We start from the raw sequence: 25,760 nt of genomic DNA on the forward strand, positions 1-25,760 counted from the left end.
CTCGAGGAGGCGACATTATTCGCCGAACTCTGCAACCGATCAATGTCGCAAAAACGATCGATGCCCGCCAATCGAAAGAAAATTTTTAATGGAAAATAGAACCGCAGGCTACTTCGCTCAGTACGCAGTTCCGCAAGAGGTCATTTCTTTCGTGGATCGACCAATTGGGCATTACATCGGTGGCGTAGAGGTGCATACGACCGGCGACCAGATCGACGTTATCGAACCGTTCACGGGAGAAAGACTGACCGGCGTTGTGAATGGGACGCTCTCTGATGTCGATCTGGCGGTTAACTCCGCCCGAAGCGCACTTGCCGGTCCATGGGGCAAAATGGCGCCACTTGAACGACAGCGATTGATATTGCGGCTTGCCGAGGCGATGTCGGCCGATGCAGACTTTCTCTCCCACCTTGAAGCCATCGATGTTGGCAAGGCAATATCGGAGGCCCGGTCAATCGATGTTGCCGGTGCCATTGCCAACCTTGAATATTTTGCCGGCTGGACGAGCAAGCTCGACGGTAGAACTACAAACGCCGTGGCGCTGGCGGGTGAAACACTCATGTACACTGTCAAGGAACCGGTCGGAGTGGTGGCTGCGATTGTGCCGTGGAACTTTCCTCTTCAGATCCTCTCCTGGAAGCTCGCAGCCGCACTTGCATGTGGATGCACCATTGTCTGTAAACCCTCTGAACAGACGCCGCTTTCCGCCATGCGCGTCGCGCAACTTGCGAGTTTCGTGGGTTTTCCGGCCGGCGTAATCAATATCGTCAACGGGTTTGGACATGTTATTGGTCAAGCCTTGGCAGCGCATAGGGGCGTGGACAAACTCTCATTCACAGGCTCGACGCCCGTAGGCAAAGCTGTCGGCAAGACGTCGCTGGACACGATGAAACGACTCACGCTGGAACTCGGCGGGAAGTCGCCGGTCATCGTCACCAGCAAGGCAGACTTGGACAGAGCTGCCGATGCAATTTTGGCTGGCGTCTTTCTCAACTCGGGACAGGTATGTGACGCCGGCTCACGGGTCTATGTTCACAAAAGCGTTCACGCCGAACTGATTCACAAATTGAGGGCCGGCGCTGAAAGCTTACCTATAGGCGCTGGCCTCGACCCTACCGCTAGAATTACTCCCCTTGTTTCGTCGGCACACCGGAACAAGGTGCTCGACCATATAAGTTCGGCCCAAGCGGAAGGGGCTGCCCTTGTGACCGGCGAAGTAAGCGTCCCAAGTCAACGTGTCGATGGTATTTTGCGGCCAACAATCTTTGACAATTGCTCAGATAAAATGCGCATTTTCCGCGAGGAAATCTTCGGTCCTGTCCTCGGTGTCTCACAATTCGATACTATCGATGAGGCGGTCGAGCGAGCAAATACCGGGGATTTCGGACTGGCAGCGGCAATATATTCGCAGAATATCGACGAAACAATTCAATTGTCTCGCCGCCTAAAGGCTGGAAATATTTACATAAACGCGCACGGTCTTCTAGATCCAGCGATGCCGTTTGGCGGGCTGGGCGAGTCTGGATTCGGTAAGGACATGGGGCCAGAGCAGCTCGATGGGTTTCTGTCGACGAAAAGCATTTATGTGCAAGTTGCCAACCCCTCGGCGACTGAGTGAGCATTTCCTGGAGGTGAATTGATGGAATCTCTTTTGAAACAACGTGATGCTCGGCCACTATTTTCCGACCATACGGCCGCCATTGCAAGTGAAGGATCCGCCGGTTGGGCGATTGCTGATGCTGCTGCGGATGCCTCGGGGAGGGGAGAAGATGTGGTTAGTCTTTGCCTGGGCGATACCTCCTTTGATACGCCGGATCGCATCTTGGCGACAGCTATTGCTAGCCTGCGTGGAGGCCGCACGCACTACGCGCCAGTGCCCGGCACGCCGGAACTTAGAGCCAACATTGCCGCTGCACAAACCAGGTTCGACGGCCAAGCTTGGCAAGCTGAGCAAGTGACAGTTTTTGGCGGGGCGCAAAACGCGCTTTTCGCAACTTTGATGGCGGTTGCCGGTGCGGGCGACGAAGTGCTTTACTTCGAGCCTTGGTATGCGACCTACGAAGCGACGATTCGCGCTGGCGGCGCGATCGCCAAACCCATTAAACTTTCTTTCGAGAGCCCCTCCTGCAAGCTCTCGGAACTCGCACTCATCGCTGCGATCACCGACCGAACACGAGCTATTGTTCTTAACTCGCCAAATAATCCTGGTGGATATGTTTTCGGCCGATCCGATCTCGAGGTCGTGGCGCGCGTTGCCCAGCAGTACAATTTGTGGATCATCAGCGACGAAGTTTACAGATCTGCGGTGTTTGACGACGAATACTCCTCCATCACGTCGTTTCCGGATGTGCTGGATCGGACGATCATCATCAACAGTCTATCCAAGTCACACGCAATGACAGGATGGCGCGTGGGATGGGCCTTGGCTCCGCTAGCGGCCGCTCAACACTTACAAAACCTCGCGCAGTGCATGCTGTTCGGCTCACCCACATTTATACAAGACGCTGCAGCCACCGCGCTTGAAGCAGCTGGTGATGAAGAAATGAAATATTTTTCCGGAGAATTGCGCCGCCGCCGGGATATCATGTGCAAGGCATTGTCGGCAATCCAGCGGCTGAGATTTACACGTCCAAGGGGTGGAATGTTCTGCTTTGTCGATGTCTCGGAGACTGGCCTCTCCGGCTCACACTTCGCCGAGAAACTCTTTCGTTCTGACGGCCTCGCTGTCGTTCCAGGCACTGCCTTTGGCCCCAACATGAGCGACTTTATCCGCATCTCCTTTTCCGCCTCGGAGGAGATTATCGAAAATGGGATGGAGCGGTTACGCCGCTTTTGCGCAACCCTGTGAGCCGTTCAAGGTTTTCGGCTAAACTTCGCCTGAGCGCGGTCTTGGGCCAAAGTCCAAAGCGGGCAACGAGTAGCGTTTTACCGATATCGCTCGCGGCTTTGGCCGGCTAACGGATCAAATATTCAACAACGCGACACGTGACTTCCGCCGTATTCATTTAAGGAGAGAACTTTGACCGCCATCGATTTAGCATCGAAACTGAAGGACCCAGGGTTGCTTAGCGACAAAGCTCTAATCGCGGGGCGGTGGGTTAGCGCTCGCAACGGAGCAACGTTTAACATTGTCGATCCAGCTACAGGTCAGAAGATTGCAGCAGTTCCGGATCTCGGCGTCGACGAAGTAAGTCAGGCAATCGACGCCGCGCATCGCGCGCAGAGGCCATGGGCAAAAGTCACAGCGAAGCAGCGCTCATTCATTTTGCGTAAGTTGTTTGATCTGGTTGTGTCAAATGTTGACGACCTAGCAACTATCTTGACTGCGGAGATGGGCAAACCTCTGCAGGAAGCAAGGACAGAGATTCTGTACGGAGCTGCCTATATTGAGTGGTTTGCCGAGGAAGCCAAACGCATCAATGGCGATGTAATCCCTGGTCACCAGGAGGACAAACGAATCCTTGTTTTGAAGAGGCCTGTCGGTGTCGTCGGCGCTATCACCCCTTGGAATTTCCCGAGTGCCATGCTTGCGCGCAAGCTCGCGCCCGCCCTATCTGTTGGCTGTTCGCTAGTCGCGAAGCCTGCCGCGCAGACGCCGCTTTCAGCACTTGCACTTGGCGTTCTCGCGGAGCGAGCCGGCATTCCGCCAGGTGTTCTCAACGTAATCACATCGACAGATGCTGCGATGGTCGGAGCGACGTTTTGCGCCAACGAGTTGGTGAGAAAGATTTCGTTCACAGGCTCAACGAACGTGGGCCGTATGTTGATGCGGCAGGGGGCCGACCAGATAAAAAAGCTGAGCCTGGAGCTTGGAGGCAATGCGCCGTTTATCGTGTTCGACGATGCGAATGTCGATGATGCAGTGGAGGGCGCCATTGCTGCCAAATTCAGGAATGCTGGGCAGACTTGTGTCTGCGCCAATCGTATCTATGTCCAAACCGGTGTTTATAAGGAGTTTTCCGAAAAACTTGCTAGACGGGTTGCCGGGCTGAAGGTTGGCAATGGATTTGCCGAGGGATCTGAAATCGGTCCACTTATCGACGGCAATGCAGTAAACAAAGTCAAAGAACATCTAGAGAATGCGCTGTCACTAGGCGCGAGTATTACTGTCGGTGGGTATTCCCACGAACAGGGGGAGCAGTTTTTCTCCCCGACAGTTCTGATCGGTGTGACCTCTGAAATGAAAGTTGCATGCGAAGAGACCTTCGGTCCACTCGCGCCACTTTTTTCATTCGACACGGAGGAGGAGGTTATTCAGATGGCGAATAACACTGAGTTCGGTCTTGCCGGTTACTTTTATTCTCGTGACCTCTCTCGTATCTTCCGCGTCGCCGAAGAGCTGGAAACCGGCATGGTCGGTGTGAACACCGGGCTTATCTCCACTGAAATGGCTCCGTTCGGCGGAATCAAGCAATCTGGTCTCGGCCGCGAAGGGTCTAAATATGGAGCAGATGATTATATCGACATCAAATACATCTGCTTAAGTCTCGCCTGAGGTACGGACGATTGACATGCTCCGGCTCAATCGTCGGACCATGTTTGCATCTATCGCACGTCACACGTTAGCTCAACGCAGGACCGAACTCTGCGCGAGCCAAGGAACCGATTCTCCGAATTGCTCAGCTCCAATGAACGGTCTTTCCAAACGTCAAGTTCCATAAGTCATATTATGCAATCTAGGGTTGATTTTTACCGCTTATAATAATAAACGTCGAGGGGCTCACGTGACCTGTTCCACCTGACCACCAAAACGGAGTGATAAAATGCAGCAATGGCTGGACAAGCTGACCGATCTCGCGGCGATACAAGGCGACGAAAGCATCCTCACGCAAGGCCTTTCCGACCTCACCCAGCATTTCGGCTTCACCGGCTACGCCTATCTCCACATCCAGCACAAGCACATCATCGCAGTCACCAATTATCATCGCGAGTGGCGGTCGACGTATTTCGAGAAGAACTTCGACAAGCTCGATCCGGTCGTCAAACGCGCGAGGTCCAGAAAGCATGTTTTTGCGTGGTCCGGCGAACAGGATCGCGCGAGGCAATCGAAGGACGAGCGTGCTTTCTACGCGCATGCTGCCGATTTCGGCATCCGCTCCGGGGTCACCGTTCCGATCAAGACCGCCAACGGCTCGATGTCGATGTTCACCTTAGCGTCAGAACGGCCAGCAATCGATCTAGACCGTGAGATCGACGCGGTTGCAGCCGCGGCTGCCGTCGGACAGCTCCATGCCCGCATCTCGTTCCTTCAAACCACTCCGACTGTGGAAGATGCCGCCTGGCTCGATCCGAAAGAGGCGACTTATCTCAGATGGATCGCCGTCGGCATGACGATGGAGGAGATTGCTGATGTGGAGGGCGTGAAATACAACAGCGTCCGCGTCAAGCTTCGCGAGGCAATGAAGCGCTTCGATGTCAGGAGCAAGGCCCATCTCACCGCGCTCGCAATTCGCAGAAAGCTGATGTGAAGGCCGTGGCCAACTCCACTCGATCTGTTGGCGAACAAGGCTTGACCTAAAAAAACCGGATCAGTTCGCGGCCACCTTCGGAATGTAGCCGAGAACCCCCACGAGCGTGTTGACCGCGCTCATCTGTGCATGCATCTCGATCATTGCTTCGATGTATTCGAGATGCTGAACGCCGCCAGTGGCTTTTCCAGTCCTGTAGTCGTCGGGCAATGCCTGGAACAACTGATCCGCCCTCTCTAGGAGTTGCCTATGGAGCCGGATGGCATTGACCGTCAGCGTCTCGACGTCTGCCTTGGTGAGGCTGCACGTCAGCCCGATTACCGGGCGCAGTTCACATGTGTCCGACACTGCTGACTCTTTCAAATCCATTAGTGATCCAACCCTTAGATTTTGTCCGCGGTGCGCCCCCGCAAACGTTAATCTTCTGATCCCAAGCCGGGGGTTGGAAACCGTCCTAGACAGTCCTGAGACCTTTAGCACCGAGGCGCCTGGACATACGTCACAGGCCCCCGGCCAAATGGTCAGAGGATTCTGGCGCCGTATCGGCCGGCGCCAACCGCTAGGAAGGGTTTCCACACCCCCGGGCAGCGCGTACTGCCCTGCCCGTTCTTATAATGGGCGAATGCTGTTTTCGCTAGGGCGATCGATGAACAATTGCGGCAGATCTGCAGATACGGCGACGTCAGCGCTTTGCGCCAATGCCGGACAGGTCGATCCTGATCCCTGCTTTGTTGGGATCGGATCCCGACGCTTCGGCTGGCGTTTCGGACTTAGCCTCATCCTCCGAAAGACCGGCTTGCGTTCCGGCGCCATCGCGCCGCACCGGCTCCGGCTGGGCGAGCTTTACATTGCCTGGATCGTCCGCCCGAAACACCGCCGTTCCTTCGAAATATCCCGTCTGCCAGGCGATGATCGCATCGTCGAACACTTGCGGCAGGACTTGCCTCTCGGTCGGGTTGCCGTACCATTTGGTCACGATCCGATAAACCTTGGCGAACAACGCGGTGCCCATGCGGATGTTCTCGCAAGCATCGACCAGGTCCGGTTTCAGCTGGCCCGCCTCCATGATGCCGAGCCCGGCGGGATATTGTGTGATCCCGACGCGAACGGTATTGCGACCGAGGTTGTCTCGTATCAGCGCCAACGCCTCCTCGGCGGTCTTCGGCCTGGGCACGAGCACCACCCGGTTTCCGGAGCGGACCGTGACCTCGAGCGGGTCCGGTGCCCCTGCCCGATCGATGAACTGTTCGACGATCGCCGGCTTCAGGCCGGGATCGCTGCATTCCTTGATGAGGGCGGCATCGACCATCGCAAACAATTCCTTATCTGTTGAAAGCCGTGACGACGGACAGTCCGAACAGCTTTGCCCAAGCGATCACGCTCGCGTTCTGAATGGCGACGATAGACGTTCCTGCGGTCCACCATCCATTGCCCGGGGCAACGATTGCGCTGGGGGAATGCAGCATCGACTGCAGGACCGGCCAGAGGAGGAGCTGTTCGTAGCAGATCAGCGCGGCGAGCTTCTGGCCGTCGCTTTGCACAACTGGATTGCCGAAGAGGTTGGCGCGGGCTCCTCCGCCGCCCTGCCCGGTCCATGCCCGCCATGGCTGCCACATGGAAACCGGGACCGGCATGCGTTCGCGATAGAGAATTCGAGCTTCGTCAGCCGAAACCTTCACCATGACATTGTCGTAGCCGCCCGGATCGATGACGGCCGCGCCGGCGATCACAGTGAGCTCCGAGCCTCGCAAGCCTTGGCTCCAGAGCTTTGCCACCGTCGGCGTCCAGAAGCCCAGCGCACTTTCGGGAAGAACGATGAACCGGGTTTTCACTGATGCCGCCGCGCGCACCGTTGCGATCAGGTCACGGTGATAGTCGAGCGAGCCGTCTCGTCCGAGTTTCTCACCCTGTTCGAGGTCGACGCCCTTCCATCCCTCGGGTACATTCGGTGATGTCCATGTAGCGGCGGACCAGAGCCAGAATCCTCCCAGGGCGATGGCGGCAGCCGGCCAATATTGCGATGTCATCATCGCGAGGCCGGCTGTCATCGCGACCAGCCCCCACCATCCCCATCCCGGAAAGAGTACGCCTGCAGCGGTCAGCGGATGTGCCCAGCCGGTGATGCCGAGGGGCGGCAGGCCTAAGAGCATCGCCGCCGCCAGATAGCGCCCCGCCATTGCCATTCCCGTTCGACCTACTCCCGGACACTTGCCTTCCGGTCGCGCCTTCCAGAGCGCCGCATGCACGCAGGCGAAGGAGAGCGAAGCAGCTGTCCAGAGCAGAAGCCCAGGCCAGAGATCGGCGGCATAGAAGTTGGCGACGCCCTGCGGCAACCCACGCGACGCAGCCAGAAAATATCCGGCCGACACGAGCACCGCCGTCAGCCGCGACGGCGACATCGCCCAGAGCGTCGGAAACAACACAGCGACTGGAATGGCCAGAACATGACCGCTCCAGGCCGTCCAGCCGTAAGCGACAGATACGGCGATGAGCAGGCAGGATCGCCGCCATTTATGGATCGAAAGTGAGGACCGGCCGCGCCAGGCCGAGAAGGCCCGTGTCGGGAACCGGCCCGAAATACCGACTATCATAGGAGCTCGCAAAGGATGAGTGAAGAAACAGATTTCTCAGTGGCACGATGCCGGTTCTGAACGGTGTGATTGGCCTGCCCTCGCCATCGCTCGCTCGAACGATCGATGAGGCGAGAGGCCTACCGTCGACAGTGACATTTGCGCCTATTTTCACATGCTGTCCGGGAAGCGCCGCCACTGTCTTGATCAGCGGCGCAAAGCCACTGGGGCAGAGGCCACGCCTGACATAGCCGCGGCGCCGTGCCTCCTCGAATGACGGGGTCGCCGGTGGGCAGATGAACACGAGATCGCCGACCTCGATCGGACGCTGCAGGGCTACGATACGCCAGAGCCCAAGCGGCTCGCTCGGCGTCAGGTTCAACCGAAAGCCGCCCATATATGCGACTGCCGCTAGACCAGCGATCGCCCCGCCCGCGCCGGCCAGGAACAGGAGAAGCCGCCGCCTCATTGTTTCATCACCGGCGTCTGGCGCGGGGCGAGACGCAAATCCTCGGCCTGCCGCAGGGTCTGGACGGTGCGCTCGTGAGCGGCGAGCTGCTGGGACGCGCGCATGATCGGCCAGGCCTCTGTCAGACGCTCCTTCTGCTCGGGCTGCTTCCCTTCGGAGAGTTTGTCGAAGAGCTTTCCGGAGGGTTCGCGCGCGGCATTGGTGAGCAAGGTACGCTCGCCGAAGCGTGAGGTGATGGCTTGGTTGAACACGTCGATCTCAGTCTTAGTTTCGCGATTGCTGAGTGCATAGGCCATGGCCGCCGGCAGATCGTTGCGGTCGATCGCATCACGCACGCGCTCCAGCACCACATGTGCTGCCGGCGACAACGCCGGGATGTCGATCGACACGCGCTGACGCAAAACCTGCTCGTCAGCCTGCAGCCGCTGCACGGCGGTCTCGCGCATCCTCAGATACTGCTCAAGATCGCGCTTAAGGGCCGGAACATTGAGGTCTGCAACGCGACGGTCCTCGCGCTCAGTCTTGCTGGCTAGAATGCCGGTCTTGCCCCTCAGCGGTCCGATCGACGCCGGGGCGGTCGTTAGCGTCTGAAGCGCCAGTTTGGCCGTTACCTTATCCACTAGCACCGCATCGAAGTTCATCGCCCGGAAGGCAGTCTCGGGATCGGCAAAGACGTAAGCAAAACGGGTCGAAACCTCTTCCCATTGTTGTCTGAGGGCTGGATCGGTGTCGAGCTTTTGCTCCACCGTATCGGCGACGGAACCGGAAAATGTTTTGATGCCTGCGACCATGGGCGCGGCCTCCTTCATTGTTTGGGTTTTCGGGGGATGGTGCAGACCGAGACGTTCTGCAAAGACTGCAAGGCGCTGGCCAAGCTCGACCAATTTCGTCTTCTGGCGCAGCGTCCAGTCGAGCCGGTCGCGCAGCAATGTTCGCGCCACCTGAACGATGTGCAGGCCACGGTTTTCCGCAAAGCGGAGCGCCTCGCGATAGAGCTGGCCACGCTCGTAATCGAGCGTCGTCTCCTTGGCGTTCTTTCGGGAAAGAACCTTGGAAAGCCCACCATTGAAGGCGAAGGACCGGGTCCCGTAATAGAGTTGGAGATCCTCGCGGTGGCGGGTCATCGCCACGTAGGTGAGATGCCGGTCGAGCGAGAGCGACGCCAGCACTTTCACTCGGTCGACAGTGGCGCCCTGAGACTTGTGAATGGTCGTTGCATAGCCGTGATCGAGATTCCTGTAGAAGCGTTGTTCGACTACGACATGCCGGCGATGCTCGCCTTCGCCGGTCACAGCGACGATGCGGTTTGGCGCGGCCTCGACCACGTGGCCGATCATGCCGTTCTTGACGCCGAGCGAGGTTTCGTTCTTCAGGAAGACGATCTGGTCACCGGCGTCGAACTGGCGGATGCCGTCAGCCGTTATGAACGAGTGACCCTCACCGACAACGCCGCGTTCGACCAGCTTTTCGCGCGCCATGACGTTCAACATGCGTACGTCACGGCGCAGATGCGCGAGGATCAATGTTGTCTTTGCCTGATCGTAATCGTGGTTCCAGTCACCGATCAGCCGCTCGACTGCTTCGGCCTTGAGGCGCGTTCCGGTGATCCTCGTATTGGCATCATAAGCGGTCAGCGCCTTTTCCACGTTGCCCCGAGCCAGATCGAGCGACGCCTTGCGCATCCAGTCCTCGCGCTGGCGATAGATTGTCTCGAGTTCGGCATAACCGACGCGGTCAACGACGGCGCGGAAGGCAGCGCCCGCCTCGATCGGCTGGAGCTGTTCGGGATCGCCGACCAGAACGATCTTGGCGCCTGCCCTGACGACGGCATCGACAAAGCCGGCCATCTGTTTTGAGGCGACCATACCTGCTTCGTCCATGACGAAGACGGTTTTGTCATCAAGAACGTCACGACCACGGTTCCAACGCAGTTCCCACGACGCGAGCGTGCGGCTCTGGATCCCGGCTTCCTTTTCCAGCCCCTCCGCCGCTTTGCCGGCAAGCGCGCCTCCGACGACACGATATCCGGCCAGTTCCCACGCCTCGCGGGCAGCCTTCATCATCGTGGTCTTGCCGGCGCCGGCGCGTCCAACGACGGCCGCGATCCGGGCGGGGCTGGCAATCCGCTCGATCGCGGTTTTCTGCTCCTGCGACAACCGTTCATGCCGCCGGAACGTTGCGGCCAGATCTGCTTCCGAGACAGCATGACCGTCCCGGTTCGACAGCCATAACGCCTGCCGCACCATCGTCGCTTCCAGCCGGATCATTGCCTGTGTCGAATAACGGGCCGGCACCTTTTCTCCGGTCGCGAACTCGATCGTGTCGCGCTGCAAACGCAAGACTTCCGGGTTCAGGATGATGCGTAACATCAGTTGCTGGAAGACAGTCGGGTCATCGACATAACGATGCAGAACCTTGGCGACATCGCGTTCATCGAAAACGCTCTTTTCCCGCGTGATCACGTCGAGCACGATGGCTGGATTGTTCAGAATGCGGCGGGTGTTTTCCGAGCGGCGTTCTTCGTTCAGCTCGATCCGTTCGAGCTCCGGACGAACACCCTGTTGCTCTGCCTTGCGTTCGATCGCCTTGGCGCCGACACCAAGATGGATGGTGGGCTCAAGATCAATGCCCTGCTTGTCGTAAGACCGGCCATCGATGCGTAGATCGATGCCGCCAAGCGCCAGATGGTGGTTCAGCCGTTCGAACCAGCCATCGCGCAGGACGTTGAAATCCTCCGTCGAACCGGCCCAGAGTTCATAGAGGATTTTGCCGGATTTGGTTCTGACCGGCTGACCGTCGTCCCCGGTGACGGCGACCTTCTTCGACCCGAACCCGTCCTCGGTCAGAGGGCGCAAGGTGGTCATCAGGTGGATATGCGGGTTGCCGGGATTGTCGTGATAAACCCAGTCGGCGATCATGCCCTTGGCAAGGATGTGTTTCTCCACAAAATCTCTGACCAGGGCGATGTTCTGCTCCGGCGACAGCTCCAGCGGCAGGGCAATGGTCAGGTCGCGGGCGAGTTGTGCATCGGAACGCTTCTCGAAAGCTTCGACCCTGTTCCAGAAGGCTTCAACGGCCCCCGACACAGATCGATCGGCAATAAGGCTGCGCACCCATTTCGGGGCATCTGTCGGGAGCATGAACTCCTCATGCAGCAAGCCGTGCTTGCGGGTGTAGTCGATGGTGCGGGCCTCACGCTCGTATTCCATCTTGGCGCAGTGCCGGTAGGCCGCAGACAGCACCACGCTGCGGCCTGAGCCGCGGCTGACGATGCTGGCTGAGAAATGGGCGATGGCCACGGCGGTAAAAGCTCCCGGTTCGAACGTCGTTCGTCCGGAGCGGTCAGGCCACAGTCGGCCCTTACCCAGGCCTTTGCGCAAGGCGTCGCATCGCGACGTATAATTGCGCCCTTGGATCCGCTCCTTCGGAACGGCGGGATCATCCTCCAAAGTGTCGGCTTTGCCGACGTGCAGATCTGCACATTCCTTCGGAAGTGCTTTTGAGGAAATCTTGCAGCGAGACAAACGCCGCAAGATTTCCAGGGAGATGCGACCGGAATGAAGAAACCATCATCGAAGATCAGGGAAGAAATCGCCAGATTGCAGGATCAGCTGAGACAAGCCGAGACACGCGAGGCCGAGCGCATCGGCCGGATCGCGCTGAAGGCCGGTCTCGGTGAGATCGAGATCGAGGAGACCGAACTACAGGTGGTGTTCGAGGAGATTGCAGGGCGGTTTCGCGGAGGTAAGGCGGCTTCGACCGGGAAGAGAAATGCCGGTGACGGCAGGACCGCAGGCGAGACAGTCACGACGATCGAGACTGGGACTGCTGCGGGCAGCGGTCGTGAGGCTTGAACGCATGGCCCGTACGATAACGACCGACGCCCGCAAGAAAGACACCCGCGAGAAAATCGAGCTCGGTGGCCTGATCGTCAAAGCAGGACTGCGCTACGAGAAGCGGGCGCTGCTGCTGGGGCTGCTGATTGATGCAGCCAAACGAACCAAAGGCAATGAGGCGGAGCGTGCGCGACTGACCACGATCGGTGCGGAGGCATTCGGTCATGACGGCGAATAGACTTTTGCTGTCGATCATGCCGGCGGTCATCATCATCGCAATCATGTTCGCGACCTCCGGCCTGGAACACCGGCTCGCGGGCTTTGGATCTTTCGCGCAGACAAAGCTCTTGCTCGGGCGCGCCGGTTTCGCCCTCCCCTACGTTGCGGCAGCCGCAATCGGGGTGATTGCGCTGTTTGCCGTAAATGGATCGTCCAATATCAAGGCAGCCGCACTTAGCGTGCTTGCCGGAAACAGTGCGGTCATCGTCATCGCAGTTGCCCGGGAAGCAATCCGGCTCGCGGGTATCGCCAGCAGCTTGCCAGCGGGACAATCAGTTCTCGCTTATACCGATCCGGCGACGATGGTCGGCGCCAGCGCCTCACTGTTCGGCGGGGTGTTTGCGTTGCGCGTCGCAATCAAAGGCAACGCCGCATTTGCACAGGCCGGACCAACGCGGATCGGTGGGAAACGTGCCGTGCATGGCGATGCCAACTGGATGGCCATGCAGGAGGCCGGAAAACTGTTTCCCGATGCGGGAGGCTTCGTCGTCGGCGAGCGATACCGCGTCGATCGCGACAGTGTCGCGGCCGTGGCGTTCCGTACTGACAATCCGCAGAGCTGGGGTGCCGGCGGCAAGTCGCCGCTGCTCTGCTTCGACGGTTCTTTTGGCTCTTCGCACGGCATCGTCTTTGCCGGGTCGGGCGGTTTCAAGACGACATCCGTGACCATCCCGACTGCGCTCAAATGGGGCAGCGGGCTCGTCGTGCTCGATCCGTCGAGCGAGGTCGCGCCGATGGTCGTTGAGCATCGGCGCAAGGCTGGCCGCAAGGTAATCGTGCTCGATCCCGGCGACCCTGCGACCGGCTTCAATGCCCTCGACTGGATCGGCCGGTTCGGCGGTACCAAGGAAGAGGACATCGTCGCGGTCGCGACATGGATCATGACCGACAATGCACGGGCGGCCTCGGCACGCGACGACTTCTTCCGCGCATCGGCCATGCAGTTGCTGACCGCGCTGATCGCCGATGTCTGCTTGTCCGGGCATACCGACGCAAAAGACCAGACGCTGCGCCGTGTCCGGTCAAACCTCTCCGAGCCTGAGCCGAAACTGCGTGAGCGGCTGACGCGGATTTACGAACAGTCGGAATCCACTTTCGTGCGCGAGAACGTCGCCGTATTCGTCAACATGACGCCGGAGACCTTCAGCGGCGTTTACGCCAATGCGGTCAAGGAGACGCACTGGCTCTCCTATACGAACTATGCCGCCCTCGTGTCCGGCGACAGTTTCTCGACCGACGAGCTGGCAACTGGCGTCACCGATATCTTCATCGCACTTGACCTGAAGGTCCTGGAGTCGCATCCGGGATTGGCACGCGTGGTGATCGGCTCCTTCCTCAATGCGATTTACAATCGCAATGGCGAGGTTGCGGGCCGCACCCTGTTTCTGCTGGATGAGGTGGCGCGCCTTGGCTATTTGCGCATTCTTGAGACGGCCCGTGACGCCGGACGCAAGTACGGCATCAGCCTGGCGCTGATCTTTCAGTCCATCGGGCAAATGCGCGAGGCCTATGGCGGTCGTGACGCCAGCTCGAAATGGTTCGAGTCTGCATCATGGATTTCGTTCGCGGCCATCAACGACCCGGAAACGGCCGAATACATATCCAAGCGATGCGGCGACACCACGGTCGAGGTCGACCAGACGAACCGTTCTTCCGGAATGAAGGGATCGTCACGCTCACGGTCGAAGCAACTCACCCGCCGCCCGCTGATCTTGCCGCACGAAGTGCTGCGCATGCGCGGTGATGAACAGATCGTCTTTACCGCGGGCAATGCACCGCTGCGCTGCGGTCGGGCCATCTGGTTCAGGCGGAAGGATATGAGCGCGTCCGTCGGCGAAAACCGGTTTCACAGGCAAGCCATAAAAGGGTCGGAAGCCAATGAGACGGATCCCGCGCCCGAGAATTAAGGAGACGAGAATTTGAGAATTTTGCCGGCCGTCGCCGCCCTATCCGCCATGGTCATCTGCCTCGTTGCATCTGCGGCGTCAGCACAGCAGCCGAAGAGCTCGAGCTCAGCGTTTTCAGTTTGCGGAAGCGGGCAACGGATCACCTGCGTGGTGGATGGCGATACCTTCTGGTTTCGAGGTGAAAAGATCCGGATTGCCGACATCGACACGCCGGAGCTCAGCCCGCCGAGATGCGAGCGTGAACGCGAGCGTGGCCTTGCGGCGAAACAGCGTCTGCTCGACATCCTCAATTCGGGTCCACTCTCGTTCGAGATTGGCGCCAGAGAAGAAGACCGCTTTGGCCGAAAGCTCAGGATCGTCTACCGGGACCGGCGATCGGTCGGCGATATTCTCATCGCCGAAGGCTTGGCTCGGAAGTGGGAAGGATCACGCCGGAGCTGGTGCGAATGATCCGAAACAAATGGATCAACATTGTGAATCGATAATGCCCATCCGATTCAAAACTCTCATTGGACGGCAGATTCCGAACGCGCAATTCTGCTCTTATGATCACGCAGCCCTACCACCTCTATGTCGAGCGCATCGCGCCTGAAAAGAACATGGCGCGCTTTTACGCGCTTGCTGTGCAGCCGACATTGTTCGGGGAGGTGTCGCTGGTGCGCGCCTGGGGCCGGATTGGAACGCGCGGGCAGCAGATGGTGCATCTGTTCGACAGCGAAAGCCAGGCCATCAACCTGTTCCTCGACGTCCTTCGCGAAAAGCGCAAACGAGGCTACAAGCCGAAACCACATGTGGACATCAAGCGGATCTGACCCTCGCCCCCATACTCGCCGATGACAATCCGGTCATAAGCTGACACGTTTTCATCTTTGACAAAGATGCGAGGAATTCCATGACCACCACCAATGAAATTGCCGACAAGATCGCAACCGACAATGGCCTGACGAAGGTTCAGGCCAAAGGCATTGTCGAGGCCGTGTTCCAGGCCATCGCCGATGCCGCAGGCTCCGACGCAGAAACCTCGATCCCTGGCTTGGGCAAATTTAAAGTGAAGGCTTCGCCCGAGCGCGAGGGTCGCAATCCTGCGACCGGAGAGAAGATGACGGTGGCGGCTTCGAAGAAACTGACCTTTGCGCCTGCCAAGGCGCTCAAGGATGCACTGAACAAGTGATCCTTGATGTGGAGAGCCCCGCCTTGCGGCGGGGCATCCGGTATTAGTCCCGGTTCGACCGGGACCAGATGAGGGAGAGGCCTTCCTCGCCTTCGACCTCGATCAGCGTGGCGTAGATCGGGGCCGGGAAGCTCGGGTCATCGAGCTTGACCGAGAGATAGTCGCGGCCTTCATTCGAGGTCTTCTTCCAGGCTGCGCCGAATTCGACCGTAGCCCCGGCGAGGATGCGGTAGTCAGGGCCCTTTTCGGAAGTGCGCTCGACGGCGCGGATGGTTGCCTTGACGTTGAGGTTGAGCGTTTTGATGGTGCCGGAGAAGCCGTTGCTGGAAGTGGTGAAAGAGCCGATGGTTGCCATTGTCGTATTCCTTTTCGGTTGTTCGGGCCGCGTCCATCGCGGCCTCATATGAGGAGCCACTCGTCAAGCTACGGTTTCGAGCTGTGAGTGGCTGGTTTTCGTGACGCCCCGCAGGTGTAGGGCGTCACGTTGGGAGGGGTTAGTCGCCGGACCGGCGGTTCGGCCGCGACCAGATGAGGCTGAAGGCCTTGCCATCTTCGTCTTCGACCAGATTTGCGTAGAGCGGAGCCGTGAAGCTCGGGTCGTCGAGTTTGAGACCGAGGTAGTTGCGGCCCTCGTTGGACTGCTTGGACCAGGCGGCTCCGATTTCGATCCGGCCGACGAAGACGCGGTGGCTGGGAGCGTTTTCGCCGCTGGAGCGCGTATCGGAAACGATGCGGACGTTTTTGGTCTGGAGGGAAAGAGTGACGATCTCGCCGCTGAAGTCGTTGCCCGATTGTTGGAAGGTTCCGATGGTAGCCATTGTCATTCTCCTGACTGAGTTTGCCGAAGCCGCCCCTTGCGGCCTCGATAGCGGTCGTAAGACGCCAATCAGGCCGACTGCATCCCAAGGGCCGCAGCGCTAAGCGTAGGACGGCGAAAGCCGGACTTGTTGCCTCGCGAGGAATGCGGCGACGACGCAGGGGAAGAAGTTCGGCGAAGCCGTTGCAGGATCAGGACAGATTGGCGTCAGACCAGCCTGAAGAGAGGTCGCAAGGGGCCGCTCCGGACACCGGTCTCTCACGAGAACGATGCTGGACAACGATCTTCCAACCATGGACCGGCACTGGTGGCGCATCGAATTCGCCTTTAGAACCTTCGGTCTGAGCCCGTTTCTTGATCCGCGCGCCCTGCACGTATCAACCTCATATCCGGTCGCCGTTTCAACGGCCGCACCACAATCCCGCCTACGGCGGCTAGGGCTCAGGAGGACGAGACCATTCTCGATGACGGCATTTGAAGCCAAGCCGCGATGCGGTCGTCCACCTGGTTCCGGCGAGGCTGATCAGGCCTGTGCCGAACTGGTATGCGCTTAAACGGTCACGGTCTGACCACCGCGCCCTCGATCACGACGCCCGCGCTGGCATATTTCCACAACGCCACAACCAGCTTGCGCGCCAGTGCCGTGATCATCACCTTCTTGAAGCGGCCGCCATTTTGCGCGACTCGTTCATTGAACCAACGGCTGAGCGTTGAGGCGGGCTGATGCCTCAACCAAAGCCAGGCCATCTCCAACAGGGTCGATCTAAGCCGAGGGTTCCCGGACTTGCCAATGCCCTGCTCCCGGTCAATCGATCCGCTCTGCCAAGGCGTTGGCGCAAGCCCCGCGTAGGCGGCGACTTGCCGCCGATTGTCGAACCGTCGAAACAAGCCCTCACCCCAAAGGACTGCAGCAAACTCTGGCCCGATACCCACGACCTTCGACAGCAATACCACTTCGCGAGCCGACTGCCGTTCCTCCGCAAGCATGTCGTCACGTTCTGCCTCAACCTCCTTGATCTGGTCGATCAGCAGGTCCATGCGGGTCATCTCGCGCAAGACCTGCCGTTTCATGTGTAGCGGCAAAGCTCGCCCATCGCCCGTACGAAGCGTCTCCAACTGTTCGCGGCGATCACGTCGCAGGGGATCGTAGCCAGTGATCCCCTGCGAGAAGAGCAGACCCTTGATACGGTTGCTGTGTCGAATACGCTCTTCCATCAGAACTTTCCGCTCCCGGACGATGCGACGGCGATCTTCTTCATCCGGGGTCGGCACGCGCAACATCGAGCAGACCCGCGGCTCTCCCCGCTTGAAGGCGAGCAACGCTCGGATCAAACTCTCGCCGTCTAATCTATCGGTCTTCACCCGCCGCTTGCGTCGTGATGTTGCAATGGAGGCCGCGTCAACGACATGGCTCTCGTAGCCCTCTGCCGTCAGCGCGCGGTGGACCCAGAATCCATCGAGGCCGGCCTCCTGTATAATGACGAACGGATAATCGGAGCCGGTTCGGTCGTACGCCCTTCGCCGCAACATAGTGAGTTGGGCAAAAAGGCCGGTGATATCGCCACCGGCAATAATGTGACGAGACATCTTCTCACCGGCGCCGGGTGACATCGAGGTCAGTAGCCACGTCTTTTTGCTCAATTCGATCGAGGTGAAAATCGCCCCGAGCTCTCTTTGGGGAGTTCCTGCTGCATAAACACCATCCTGCGACATCGTCCTGCTCCTTTCTGCAACGGCATTGACGTCAACCAGATCAAAACAGATCGCCGCCATTACTCATAGGATCTCGATGGCAGTCGACAGGACCGGGGACGATCGACCTGCACCTGAAGGGCCGAAACGGAGTGGAGGACGGCCAAGGGAGAGGCTTTCTTGCCTCGCGAGGAATGGGCGCTTCAGCGCACAGGGGAAGAAAACGATCCGGCCGTTGCGGATGCCGATCGAGACGAGCTTCGCGAGGCGGTCTTTGGTCAGACATGCCCCATCGAGACCGCAGTGGACTTGGCCAGCTTGGCGGATCAAGGCATACGACTATGCGTCATCTGCGCGTGATCGAAGTAACTTGCATCGCTGAGCGCCCAACCACCCTGATCGAAAGCTAAAGTCAAATGCCACGCTTGCTGACAAGACATCTGCACCCAGGACTGAAACCCATTCCGCCCGGGGGGCCGAACGCTGGCTGAATGGCGGCCGAGACGGTGGCATGCTTTCCGAACTTCAGGATTTCTGCCGCGCTACCCACGGATGCTGCAGATTGCATCGAGCGCCAGCACGTGGCGCCCGGTCTCTCGTCGTTGGCACGGCTTCAACCGAGCCACCTGCCTCGGCGACTACAACTGCTTGTCGGTGACCGTCGCAAGCGGTGCGGCCTCATGCTCTAACGCGAGGCACGCTCGGGGCCAGGCGCTCACGTCCGCACCGAGCGCGGTCTGAAGCCAGGCGAGCGTGAGGCGCCGTGTTGCTTCCAGCGCATCCGGTGCTTCTGTTTCCGTTTCCTTGGCGTCCAGCGCGGCGATACCGCCAAGGCCATGTCCCACGCCGTGCATCATCAGCATTGCCTTAGCGCCCGGCCCATCGTGGAAAGCATCCGCATGCCATTCTGGGCCACGTGCTGTAAAATGTGGGTTGTCCATATCACCGCAAACGACCAGAGTGCGTGTCGTCAGCGTCGAGAAGTCGACGTCGAAGAACGGAAACCGTGCGGCGTTCTCCTCGGTCATATCCTTGCCGCCGCGTCCCGGCGTCGTCAAGAGAACGCCTGCCGAGATACGCGGGTCAGAGAGATCCTCGCCGTCCAGCTGCGCGCCGAGCAGGAGTCCAACCGTGTGGCCGCCAAGTGAATGCCCGACCGCGCCGATGCGAGAATGATCTATCCGGCCGGCGACGGCTGGCGCCTGCTGCTCGATCTCAGTCAAGCGGTCGAGGATCGCCTTCATTTCCTCGACGCGCTCGCGCCAGAAGAACGGCGCGCCCGGTGCGTCCGACGGCAGACCGCTGACCCGTGAACTCGCATGCGTCGGCTGGATCACCACGAATCCTCTCTCCGCCCAGAACTGGGCAAGCGGAGCGTAACCGTCCTTTGACGGGATGTAGTTGGATGGGCCGTAGCCATGCGACAGCAGCACGATCGGCAGCTTGTCGCCGTTTGCGGGAGCGGTCAGACGCAGTTCCAGCGCCTGGCGGCCCGGCATCGAAAGACGGATCGGCGTGTAGGCTACGGTGAGAGCGGCTTCAGGTGTTGGAATGTGCTTCGCGAGATTGATCAGATGGTTCATGGGTCTGGACCTTTAAAGGTGGATTTCGGATGGTGATGTTCAGGCGAGCAGATGACCCGCTTCGCGGTACGAGGTTTCCGCGTCGGCGCCGGCGGGGATCTTCATCGGCGCGTCGATCTCTGTCACAGACCGCCAGACGGCCTCTGCAACCGCATCCGCTGTCGTGACCTCTGTGCCCGAACGCAGCTTCGTCATGTAGTCATCGACGAAGGCGGTATATGGCTCCGGAATTTCCATGCCCATGCGCGAGACAGCATTCTTGCCGAAGCCGGTCGTCGGCGCCGAGCCAGGCAGAACAAGTTTGGCGCGGATGCCGAACAGAGCCGCTTCGAGCGCGAGGCTCTCCGTAAAGGCGTTGAGGGCCGCCTTGCTGGCGCTGTAAACCGAGAGCGCGGGCAACGGCCTTATTGTGACGGCAGAGCTGACGTTGACAATGACGCCTGAGCGACGGACCCGCATCTGCGGGAGAAAGGCTTTGGTCATCGCCATCGCGCCGAAGACGTTTGTCTCGAACAGTTCGCGGATCTTCGACATCTCCGAGCCCTCAAGCACATTGAGCATACCGACGCCGGCATTGTTGACCAGAGCGTCGATCGCGCCGGCGGCTTCGACCGCGTTTGCGATGCTGTCGGCGCTCGTCACATCCAGTGGCAGGATTCCGAGCCTGTCGTTCGAAGGAAGAAGGTCGTTTCGCGGCGTGCGCATGGTTGCGACGACATCCCACCCCGCGTTCGAGAATTTCTGTGCGATGGCGAGGCCGAAACCGGACGAGCAACCGGTGATAAGAATCTTTGGCATGTTCCGTCTCCTGAGATTTAACTAGGCTGAAGATGGACCTGATCACCCGGACCTGCTATATGCATATGTCCGAGATTATTTAGCGGAAGTCCGAATTGATGACCGATCCGGTTGCCGAAGTTGTTTCCTTGTTGAAGCCGAGCCCGTCGATCTCAAAGCTGGTGACGGGCGGCGGTCGGTGGCTGGTTGAGCGCACGGAGCTTGGAAGCCCCTTCTACTGCGCCGTGGTTGAGGGCCGTTGCCTGATGACGATTGCCGGGCGTGAGCCGATGGTTCTGACCGCTGGCGACTTCGTCCTGGTCCCAAAGATCTTCTCGTTCACGATGAGCAGCATGGAGCCGCCGCGACGAGGCGCGCTTGCCCAACGTCTGGAAACCAGCCCCGGTGTCTTCCGGCTGGGCGATCCGGAAGCGCCGGCAGAGATCAAGGCACTAGTCGGGCATTGTGCGTTCGGCTCGGATGACAAGGCTCTTCTCGTATCGCTGTTGCCGGAGGTCATTCATGTCCATGGCGAAGAGAGACTGATGGCTCTGGCCCGCATGATTAACGAGGAGACGAGGGCTGATCGTGCCGCGCGTGAGATGGTTCTTCACCGGCTGCTCGAAGTGTTGTTCATCGATGCAATACGATCGGCCGCAAGTGCCAAGGCCCCGCCAGGCCTTCTGCGTGGCATGGCCGATCCGCTTCTGGCACCAACCTTGCGCCGTATCCATGCAGATCCGGGTCGCAGCATGACTGTGGAAACGCTTGCCCAGAAGGCTGCGATGTCTCGTTCGACGTTCTTCGATCGTTTCCGCAAGGAAGTTGGTGTTGCGCCGATGGAATACGCGACGGGATGGCGCATGGCACTGGCAAAAGAGTATCTCCGCGAGGACGTTGCCATGGCCGACATCGCCCAGCGCGTCGGTTATGGTTCGACCAGCGCCTTCAGCGTTGCCTTCAATCGGCATGTGGGAATGCCGCCAGGAGCCTTTTCGCGAGCGAGGGCTGCAGCATGAAGTTTGTGCTTTCGTCCGCCGATAATAAGGGGCCGATGTGCCGGTATACTCCATCAGGTTTTGACGGATCTATGACTGCGAAAGGCGCCGCTCCTCACCGGATTCCTCCGGCAACGCATGTGAAAGAAGCAGCCAACGCATAGCTGCACTGCACAAAAACTAGGTGCAGCCGTGGTGAAAATTCGTGCATACAGACTTCAGCTGATGCACATGGCGGCTTCCTCCCAGTTCCGCCGCAGCAGCTGTTCCCCTCTGGAGGTCCATGACCTTCACACTTTATGGGCCGCGGTTTTCCGTCGGCCCTTTTTTCTTTTTTCCGAACCAGGTCGCAACGGCGTTGCGGGCATTGGAGAAAAGCGGGGCCGAAGCCCCGCGGCTCGGCTACTCGAAGGCTGACATCTGGGCAGTCGCGGCTTGTCTGTCGATCGAGTTGGCGGGCTGTTCGACCGTGCGCTCATAGGGCTTCCAGGTCTCTCCGGTAATGTCTTCGTAGGCGGAGACCGCACCTTCGGCTGCCATGCGAAGCACGTGGGCCTGCAGGCCCATGTCGGCTGCGAACTCGCGCTTGCGCTGGGCGCGGCTGTCGAAGCCCACCGGACCGTCGAGGTCTTCATCTCTGGCATCGTTGGAGAGTTTCGTGGTGAGATCGCGGGCTTCTGTGACCGCCCGGCTGTAGAATTGCCCGGCGCCGTAGGCGGAGCCGACGAAGGATCCGACGATGCGCTGCATGTGGATCTGCATGGCCTTCTCGGCTAGGCCGTCCTTCAGGGCATCGGCGCTTTCGATCAACTGCCCGCGATGGAGGTCGCGGATTCCGTCGCTGTCGATAAGGGCAAGGCCGAAGCTTTCGGAGATGCGCAGTGCCTGGGCTGTATCGGGGCAGGCGTGCCTGACCATCTCGAGGGTGGTTGCGCGCTGGGATTTGGCCGGACGGTTTTTCTGGGTGGAGCGGTTGAGCGGTGCCATGATCGGATCCTTTATGAGCGATGTTTCAGCGAAGCCCGGGGTGCCGGTTGTCGTCCGGCTCAGCCCCTCGGGTGCGGGCAAAAGGACATGGGCACCAGCGGCCCGGCCCAAGGTCAGGGCATTGCTAAGAGGAGCGGGGAAGGTTTGCGGATGGTGCTGCCCGCCTTTAAGCGGGCTGCGACAGACGCGGGCCTGCCCTGCAACGAGGCGATGATCCTGCCGCAACGCGGCGTGGCACACGGCCTTTGACCGGGACGCGCCCATGTCAGACCGCAGCAAAACCGAGGCGCTGTGCCGGCCGACGATCTGGTCCACGACAGCATGATGCAATCGCCATCGCCGATCCGACCGTGGCAACGCCGCTTCACCCACGGAGGCCACTGACAAATCCCGGTCCCATCACAGTCAGCGCCAGGATGGTTGCCCCGTGCTTGCGGGCGCGCTTCGATCAAAGCGTCACCGCACCCTCGAATTGGACGGGCTTTCCACTCTCACCCGGCTCCGTTGATATGCGTGCTGTGATCTGGTGTAGGCCATGCCGTGCCTTGCTTTCCAACGCGCCTTCGTTCGCCTTGTCCGCTCTGCCCGCCGGGACCGGCAATCCTGCTGCCGTACCCAGATCCTGCGATAGAGCTCGATGAAATCAATCACCTGATTTCGGGGAGCGCTGCTGTCTGTGAACGCAGCAGTCATTGCCTTGCCGCCCAGGTCACGAAGCTGGACGGACCGTCATATGGCTGGTGCTTCAGTGGATGGATGACGAAGCCATGTCGGCCGATCACGTAGTCGGAGCGTGGAACCAGGAACCGTCGTTCGCCGGTCTCGCCTCGGATCCCACCTAGCGTCGCGATGCACTCGACGAAACCCGGCTGATGATCGGAATTGAGGGCCGCGATGACGACCCAGTCATCGCGATGGCGGCTCTCGAATTCCTGCCTGTCCCGCATGTGAGACTGACTGCCGTTCAGTATTGCGCCCGTGACGCGCTCGTAGGCATCAGGGAAATAGTCGCGAAGTGTGCGATCGGCCAGACGTCGCTCATAGGCGGTGAACAGTTGGGGGAAAGCATGGGCGACCTTCGCCCATTCACAATCCTCTTCGTAAAATTTGCTGTCATTACGATAGAGGGGATGGACTACAGCATTGGAAACATCGGCGAGATGGAAACCGCCGTGACTGGCAGTCGAATGCAGAATGATCCCGTCGGCGAATAGCCGCGAGCCCTGTGCCACGCCCCAAGGCGTCGATGCTCCTGCTTGTATCGTCGGCCGATCCAATGTCCGTAGTTCAGTCTCATGGGCCGCTTTTTCCGCAGCCATGTCATCATGGATCTCAGCCATGACAAACTCCTTTTGATTGCTCGAAACGAAAACGCCGCCGGCATCAGCCAGCGGCGTTGGTTCAGATCCTGATGCCTAGTGCTATTCGGCAGCCCCGCGGAAACCTTCGTCCGCCTCTTCCTCGGCGGCAGAATGGTCCACAATCTCACCACCGGAAAGCTGATCTTCGAGCGTATCGGGAACGTCGTCGGCATCCGCCAATCCGCTGTCATCGCTGGCGTAGCGACCTACCCACAACCGCACCTCCTCAGTGGATGGGGCCAGCAGCGCTGCTGGATGCACCAGCTTTCCCTCGGCAAAATGCTCTACCAAAGCCGTACGGGTGTCCTTCACCTTGATCCGGCCGGGGACCCCTGCTGTTTCCGCTGTGGCTTCCAACGCAGTGCGCGACAGGCATGAGAGGAAATCTTCGGTCGCCATATTGGGCAGGAATTGATCGGCGCTGATCGCATCCCCGGCAATACGGGCGATCAGTCCGCTATCGGAGCGGTTGCGCCGCAGAGACAGGACTTCGATCAGAACCGAGCGCGCAGCTTGAACCAGCGTCTCGCGATCGAAGGACAGCTTGCCGTCTTCGCCCATCAGTCGGGCAGCATGCGGCCCGCATTTGGCGTGACCATAAGGATTGTCCGATGCGCCACTGGCAACCGTGACATTCGTGCCGGTGAAGGCCAGAATGAGCAGAGCCATCAGCGTATCGTCCTCGATCGGCGCACGGGCGAGCGCCTCGTGCAGGGAATCGGTTCGTAGATCGCCGATCATGTCGACACCCTTCTGGGTCACGTCCGGCCGCGCCTTGGTTACCTCGACCTCGTCAACGACGGTTTCGACACCATCGGCATCCTTGATCAGCTTGGGCTTCTTCGCCTCCGGCATGCGATAGGCAACCGACTGAACCGAGCCGTCGCGCGCGTTGATATACCAGCCGGTCAGGTCACCCTTGCCGGGCTTGCCATAGACCTGTTGCGCCTTGGCCGGGAGCTTGGCCTGGCCATATTCGTTGGCCTCGATGGCCGATCCGCGCTTGGGCAGATTGTTGGCCAACCACTCCTGCTGCGCCCCGAGAAACGCCTCGACGTCGGTGGTATAGCGGCTGTCCTCGTCAGCGGGTGCAAACAGGTCCTCGACCCAGACGATACCATAGGCCAAAGTCAGATCGTCGCCGAAGCTTGCGTGCTTGGCGAGCATCCGGGTTCTGGTCAGTGCGCGAGCCACCTCCCACCACGACACCTGCGGATCCTGCTTCTTCGGCTTGTACTTCTTCCAGACCTCGGCCTGCTCGTCCTGGCCGGCGGCGGCGATCGTGCGCAACTGCTGCTCGTTCGGCATGTCGCCTCGCGCCATCTGGTCGAGCATGGCGGGCAGGATGTTGGCCAGAAGCCGCAGCTTGCGGATCTGCCGGCTCGGAAGCGCCAGCGCCATGGCGATCGACTCTTCGGTCCATCCCAGGGCAACCAGCCTTTCGATAGCGCGCCACTGGTCGACAGGGTTTAGCGGTTCGCGGGCGATGTTTTCCGCAAAGGACTGCATGGCACCAAGATCGTCGGATGGATCGGCCAGGAGCAGCGGGATTTCCACGAGATCCGCAGCGATCGCCTGTGCAGCGCGGCGGTGACCAAAGACGATAACGTAGCTGTTGCCGCCCTCCGGATCGAGTTTGACGATCGGTGGCTGCACGACGCCGATGGCCCGGATCGATGCGCACAGTAGCGCATCCGACTGGGGTGAGGATTTCGACTGACGGGACCGGTCAGGATTGTCCTTCAGGCTGCGCGGATCGGCTGTAATCAACTGCATGGGAATAACCTCTTGAGTTTCGGGCGGACGGACTGTCCTTGCCTCCTCATCTTCTTTTCGAAGACATTT

The 25,760-nt window shown here is 59.6% G+C and carries 24 protein-coding genes; 11 read left to right on the forward strand and 13 right to left on the reverse strand.

All coding sequences use genetic code 11. The features are described from left to right. Positions 1 to 88 precede the first annotated feature (88 nt). From PYR65_RS29315 to traR, 4 genes are all read left to right on the forward strand, one after another. The gene (locus PYR65_RS29315; protein WP_276122405.1) at positions 89 to 1,618 is read left to right on the forward strand and encodes an aldehyde dehydrogenase family protein; all 1,530 of its coding nucleotides are present in this window, start codon (positions 89 to 91) and stop codon (positions 1,616 to 1,618) included. 21 nt (positions 1,619 to 1,639) lie between these two features. Further along, on the forward strand, positions 1,640 to 2,848 hold the full coding sequence (locus tag PYR65_RS29320) for a pyridoxal phosphate-dependent aminotransferase (protein ID WP_276122406.1): 1,209 nt from the start codon (positions 1,640 to 1,642) through the stop codon (positions 2,846 to 2,848). A 171-nt stretch (positions 2,849 to 3,019) separates the two neighbouring features. Beyond that, positions 3,020 to 4,495: an NAD-dependent succinate-semialdehyde dehydrogenase gene (locus PYR65_RS29325; RefSeq protein WP_276122407.1), complete on the forward strand. Its 1,476-nt coding sequence runs from the start codon at positions 3,020 to 3,022 to the stop codon at positions 4,493 to 4,495. A gap of 268 nt (positions 4,496 to 4,763) precedes the next feature. Beyond that, positions 4,764 to 5,468: an autoinducer-binding transcriptional regulator TraR gene (traR, locus tag PYR65_RS29330; protein ID WP_276122408.1), complete on the forward strand. Its 705-nt coding sequence runs from the start codon at positions 4,764 to 4,766 to the stop codon at positions 5,466 to 5,468. A gap of 60 nt (positions 5,469 to 5,528) precedes the next feature. On the opposite strand, the gene PYR65_RS29335 is transcribed toward traR, so the two are convergent. The 5 genes from PYR65_RS29335 to traA all read right to left on the reverse strand — a co-directional run bounded on the left by PYR65_RS29335 (position 5,529) and on the right by traA (position 11,806). Next, entirely contained in the window at positions 5,529 to 5,837 is a 309-nt protein-coding gene (locus tag PYR65_RS29335; protein WP_276122409.1) for a transcriptional repressor TraM, read from the reverse strand. A 313-nt stretch (positions 5,838 to 6,150) separates the two neighbouring features. Continuing rightward, positions 6,151 to 6,777 (reverse strand): TraH family protein, encoded by a 627-nt coding sequence (locus PYR65_RS29340; RefSeq protein ID WP_276122410.1) that lies wholly within the window; start codon positions 6,775 to 6,777, stop codon positions 6,151 to 6,153. A gap of 13 nt (positions 6,778 to 6,790) precedes the next feature. Beyond that, on the reverse strand, positions 6,791 to 8,059 hold the full coding sequence (locus PYR65_RS29345; protein WP_276122411.1) for a conjugal transfer protein TraB: 1,269 nt from the start codon (positions 8,057 to 8,059) through the stop codon (positions 6,791 to 6,793). Continuing rightward, positions 7,980 to 8,507 carry a conjugative transfer signal peptidase TraF gene (gene traF / locus PYR65_RS29350; protein WP_276122412.1) on the reverse strand — a complete coding sequence of 176 codons (528 nt, stop codon included), beginning with the start codon at positions 8,505 to 8,507 and terminating at the stop codon, positions 7,980 to 7,982. The genes PYR65_RS29345 and traF overlap by 80 nt, the downstream gene beginning before the upstream one ends. Continuing rightward, positions 8,504 to 11,806: a Ti-type conjugative transfer relaxase TraA gene (gene traA, locus PYR65_RS29355; protein WP_276122413.1), complete on the reverse strand. Its 3,303-nt coding sequence runs from the start codon at positions 11,804 to 11,806 to the stop codon at positions 8,504 to 8,506. Before traA ends, traF begins: the two co-directional genes overlap by 4 nt. 258 nt (positions 11,807 to 12,064) lie before the next feature. Between traA and traC the strand changes: the two genes are divergently transcribed. From traC to PYR65_RS29385, 6 genes are all read left to right on the forward strand, one after another. Next, positions 12,065 to 12,361: a conjugal transfer protein TraC gene (gene traC, locus PYR65_RS29360; protein WP_276122414.1), complete on the forward strand. Its 297-nt coding sequence runs from the start codon at positions 12,065 to 12,067 to the stop codon at positions 12,359 to 12,361. A gap of 4 nt (positions 12,362 to 12,365) precedes the next feature. After that, on the forward strand, positions 12,366 to 12,581 hold the full coding sequence (traD, locus tag PYR65_RS29365; protein WP_276122415.1) for a type IV conjugative transfer system coupling protein TraD: 216 nt from the start codon (positions 12,366 to 12,368) through the stop codon (positions 12,579 to 12,581). Further along, positions 12,568 to 14,529: a Ti-type conjugative transfer system protein TraG gene (gene traG / locus PYR65_RS29370; RefSeq protein ID WP_276122416.1), complete on the forward strand. Its 1,962-nt coding sequence runs from the start codon at positions 12,568 to 12,570 to the stop codon at positions 14,527 to 14,529. Before traD ends, traG begins: the two co-directional genes overlap by 14 nt. Positions 14,530 to 14,577: 48 nt before the next feature. Then, complete coding sequence (locus tag PYR65_RS29375) at positions 14,578 to 14,979, forward strand: thermonuclease family protein (RefSeq protein ID WP_276122554.1); 402 nt, start codon at positions 14,578 to 14,580, stop codon at positions 14,977 to 14,979. A 95-nt stretch (positions 14,980 to 15,074) separates the two neighbouring features. Continuing rightward, positions 15,075 to 15,341 (forward strand): WGR domain-containing protein, encoded by a 267-nt coding sequence (locus PYR65_RS29380; RefSeq protein WP_276122417.1) that lies wholly within the window; start codon positions 15,075 to 15,077, stop codon positions 15,339 to 15,341. An 80-nt stretch (positions 15,342 to 15,421) separates the two neighbouring features. Then, a complete protein-coding gene (locus tag PYR65_RS29385) occupies positions 15,422 to 15,700 on the forward strand; it encodes an HU family DNA-binding protein (protein ID WP_276122418.1) in 279 nt (92 codons plus the stop codon). A gap of 43 nt (positions 15,701 to 15,743) precedes the next feature. On the opposite strand, the gene PYR65_RS29390 is transcribed toward PYR65_RS29385, so the two are convergent. The 5 genes from PYR65_RS29390 to PYR65_RS29410 all read right to left on the reverse strand — a co-directional run bounded on the left by PYR65_RS29390 (position 15,744) and on the right by PYR65_RS29410 (position 20,590). Further along, entirely contained in the window at positions 15,744 to 16,055 is a 312-nt protein-coding gene (locus tag PYR65_RS29390) for a DUF736 domain-containing protein (RefSeq protein WP_276122419.1), read from the reverse strand. A 139-nt stretch (positions 16,056 to 16,194) separates the two neighbouring features. Continuing rightward, complete coding sequence (locus PYR65_RS29395) at positions 16,195 to 16,518, reverse strand: DUF736 domain-containing protein (protein ID WP_250972851.1); 324 nt, start codon at positions 16,516 to 16,518, stop codon at positions 16,195 to 16,197. 557 nt (positions 16,519 to 17,075) lie between these two features. Beyond that, positions 17,076 to 18,230 carry an IS110 family RNA-guided transposase gene (locus PYR65_RS29400; RefSeq protein WP_276122184.1) on the reverse strand — a complete coding sequence of 385 codons (1,155 nt, stop codon included), beginning with the start codon at positions 18,228 to 18,230 and terminating at the stop codon, positions 17,076 to 17,078. A gap of 617 nt (positions 18,231 to 18,847) precedes the next feature. Further along, on the reverse strand, positions 18,848 to 19,792 hold the full coding sequence (locus PYR65_RS29405) for an alpha/beta hydrolase family protein (RefSeq protein WP_276122420.1): 945 nt from the start codon (positions 19,790 to 19,792) through the stop codon (positions 18,848 to 18,850). Positions 19,793 to 19,831: 39 nt separating this feature from the next. Next, a complete protein-coding gene (locus PYR65_RS29410) occupies positions 19,832 to 20,590 on the reverse strand; it encodes an SDR family oxidoreductase (RefSeq protein WP_276122421.1) in 759 nt (252 codons plus the stop codon). Between the two features lie 98 nt (positions 20,591 to 20,688). Between PYR65_RS29410 and PYR65_RS29415 the strand changes: the two genes are divergently transcribed. After that, the gene (locus PYR65_RS29415) at positions 20,689 to 21,588 is read left to right on the forward strand and encodes an AraC family transcriptional regulator (protein WP_276122422.1); all 900 of its coding nucleotides are present in this window, start codon (positions 20,689 to 20,691) and stop codon (positions 21,586 to 21,588) included. 381 nt (positions 21,589 to 21,969) lie between these two features. Here the strand turns inward: PYR65_RS29415 and PYR65_RS29420 are convergent, their stop codons facing one another. From PYR65_RS29420 to PYR65_RS29430, 3 genes are all read right to left on the reverse strand, one after another. Next, positions 21,970 to 22,554, reverse strand: coding sequence for a hypothetical protein (locus tag PYR65_RS29420; RefSeq protein WP_276122423.1), 585 nt, complete (start codon positions 22,552 to 22,554; stop codon positions 21,970 to 21,972). A gap of 689 nt (positions 22,555 to 23,243) precedes the next feature. Next, complete coding sequence (locus tag PYR65_RS29425) at positions 23,244 to 23,894, reverse strand: DUF7007 domain-containing protein (protein WP_276122424.1); 651 nt, start codon at positions 23,892 to 23,894, stop codon at positions 23,244 to 23,246. Between the two features lie 81 nt (positions 23,895 to 23,975). Continuing rightward, entirely contained in the window at positions 23,976 to 25,691 is a 1,716-nt protein-coding gene (locus PYR65_RS29430) for a ParB/RepB/Spo0J family partition protein (protein ID WP_276122425.1), read from the reverse strand. Between the last annotated feature and the right edge of the window lie 69 nt (positions 25,692 to 25,760).

The organism is Pararhizobium qamdonense (assembly GCF_029277445.1).
GTDB lineage: Bacteria > Pseudomonadota > Alphaproteobacteria > Rhizobiales > Rhizobiaceae > Pararhizobium > Pararhizobium qamdonense.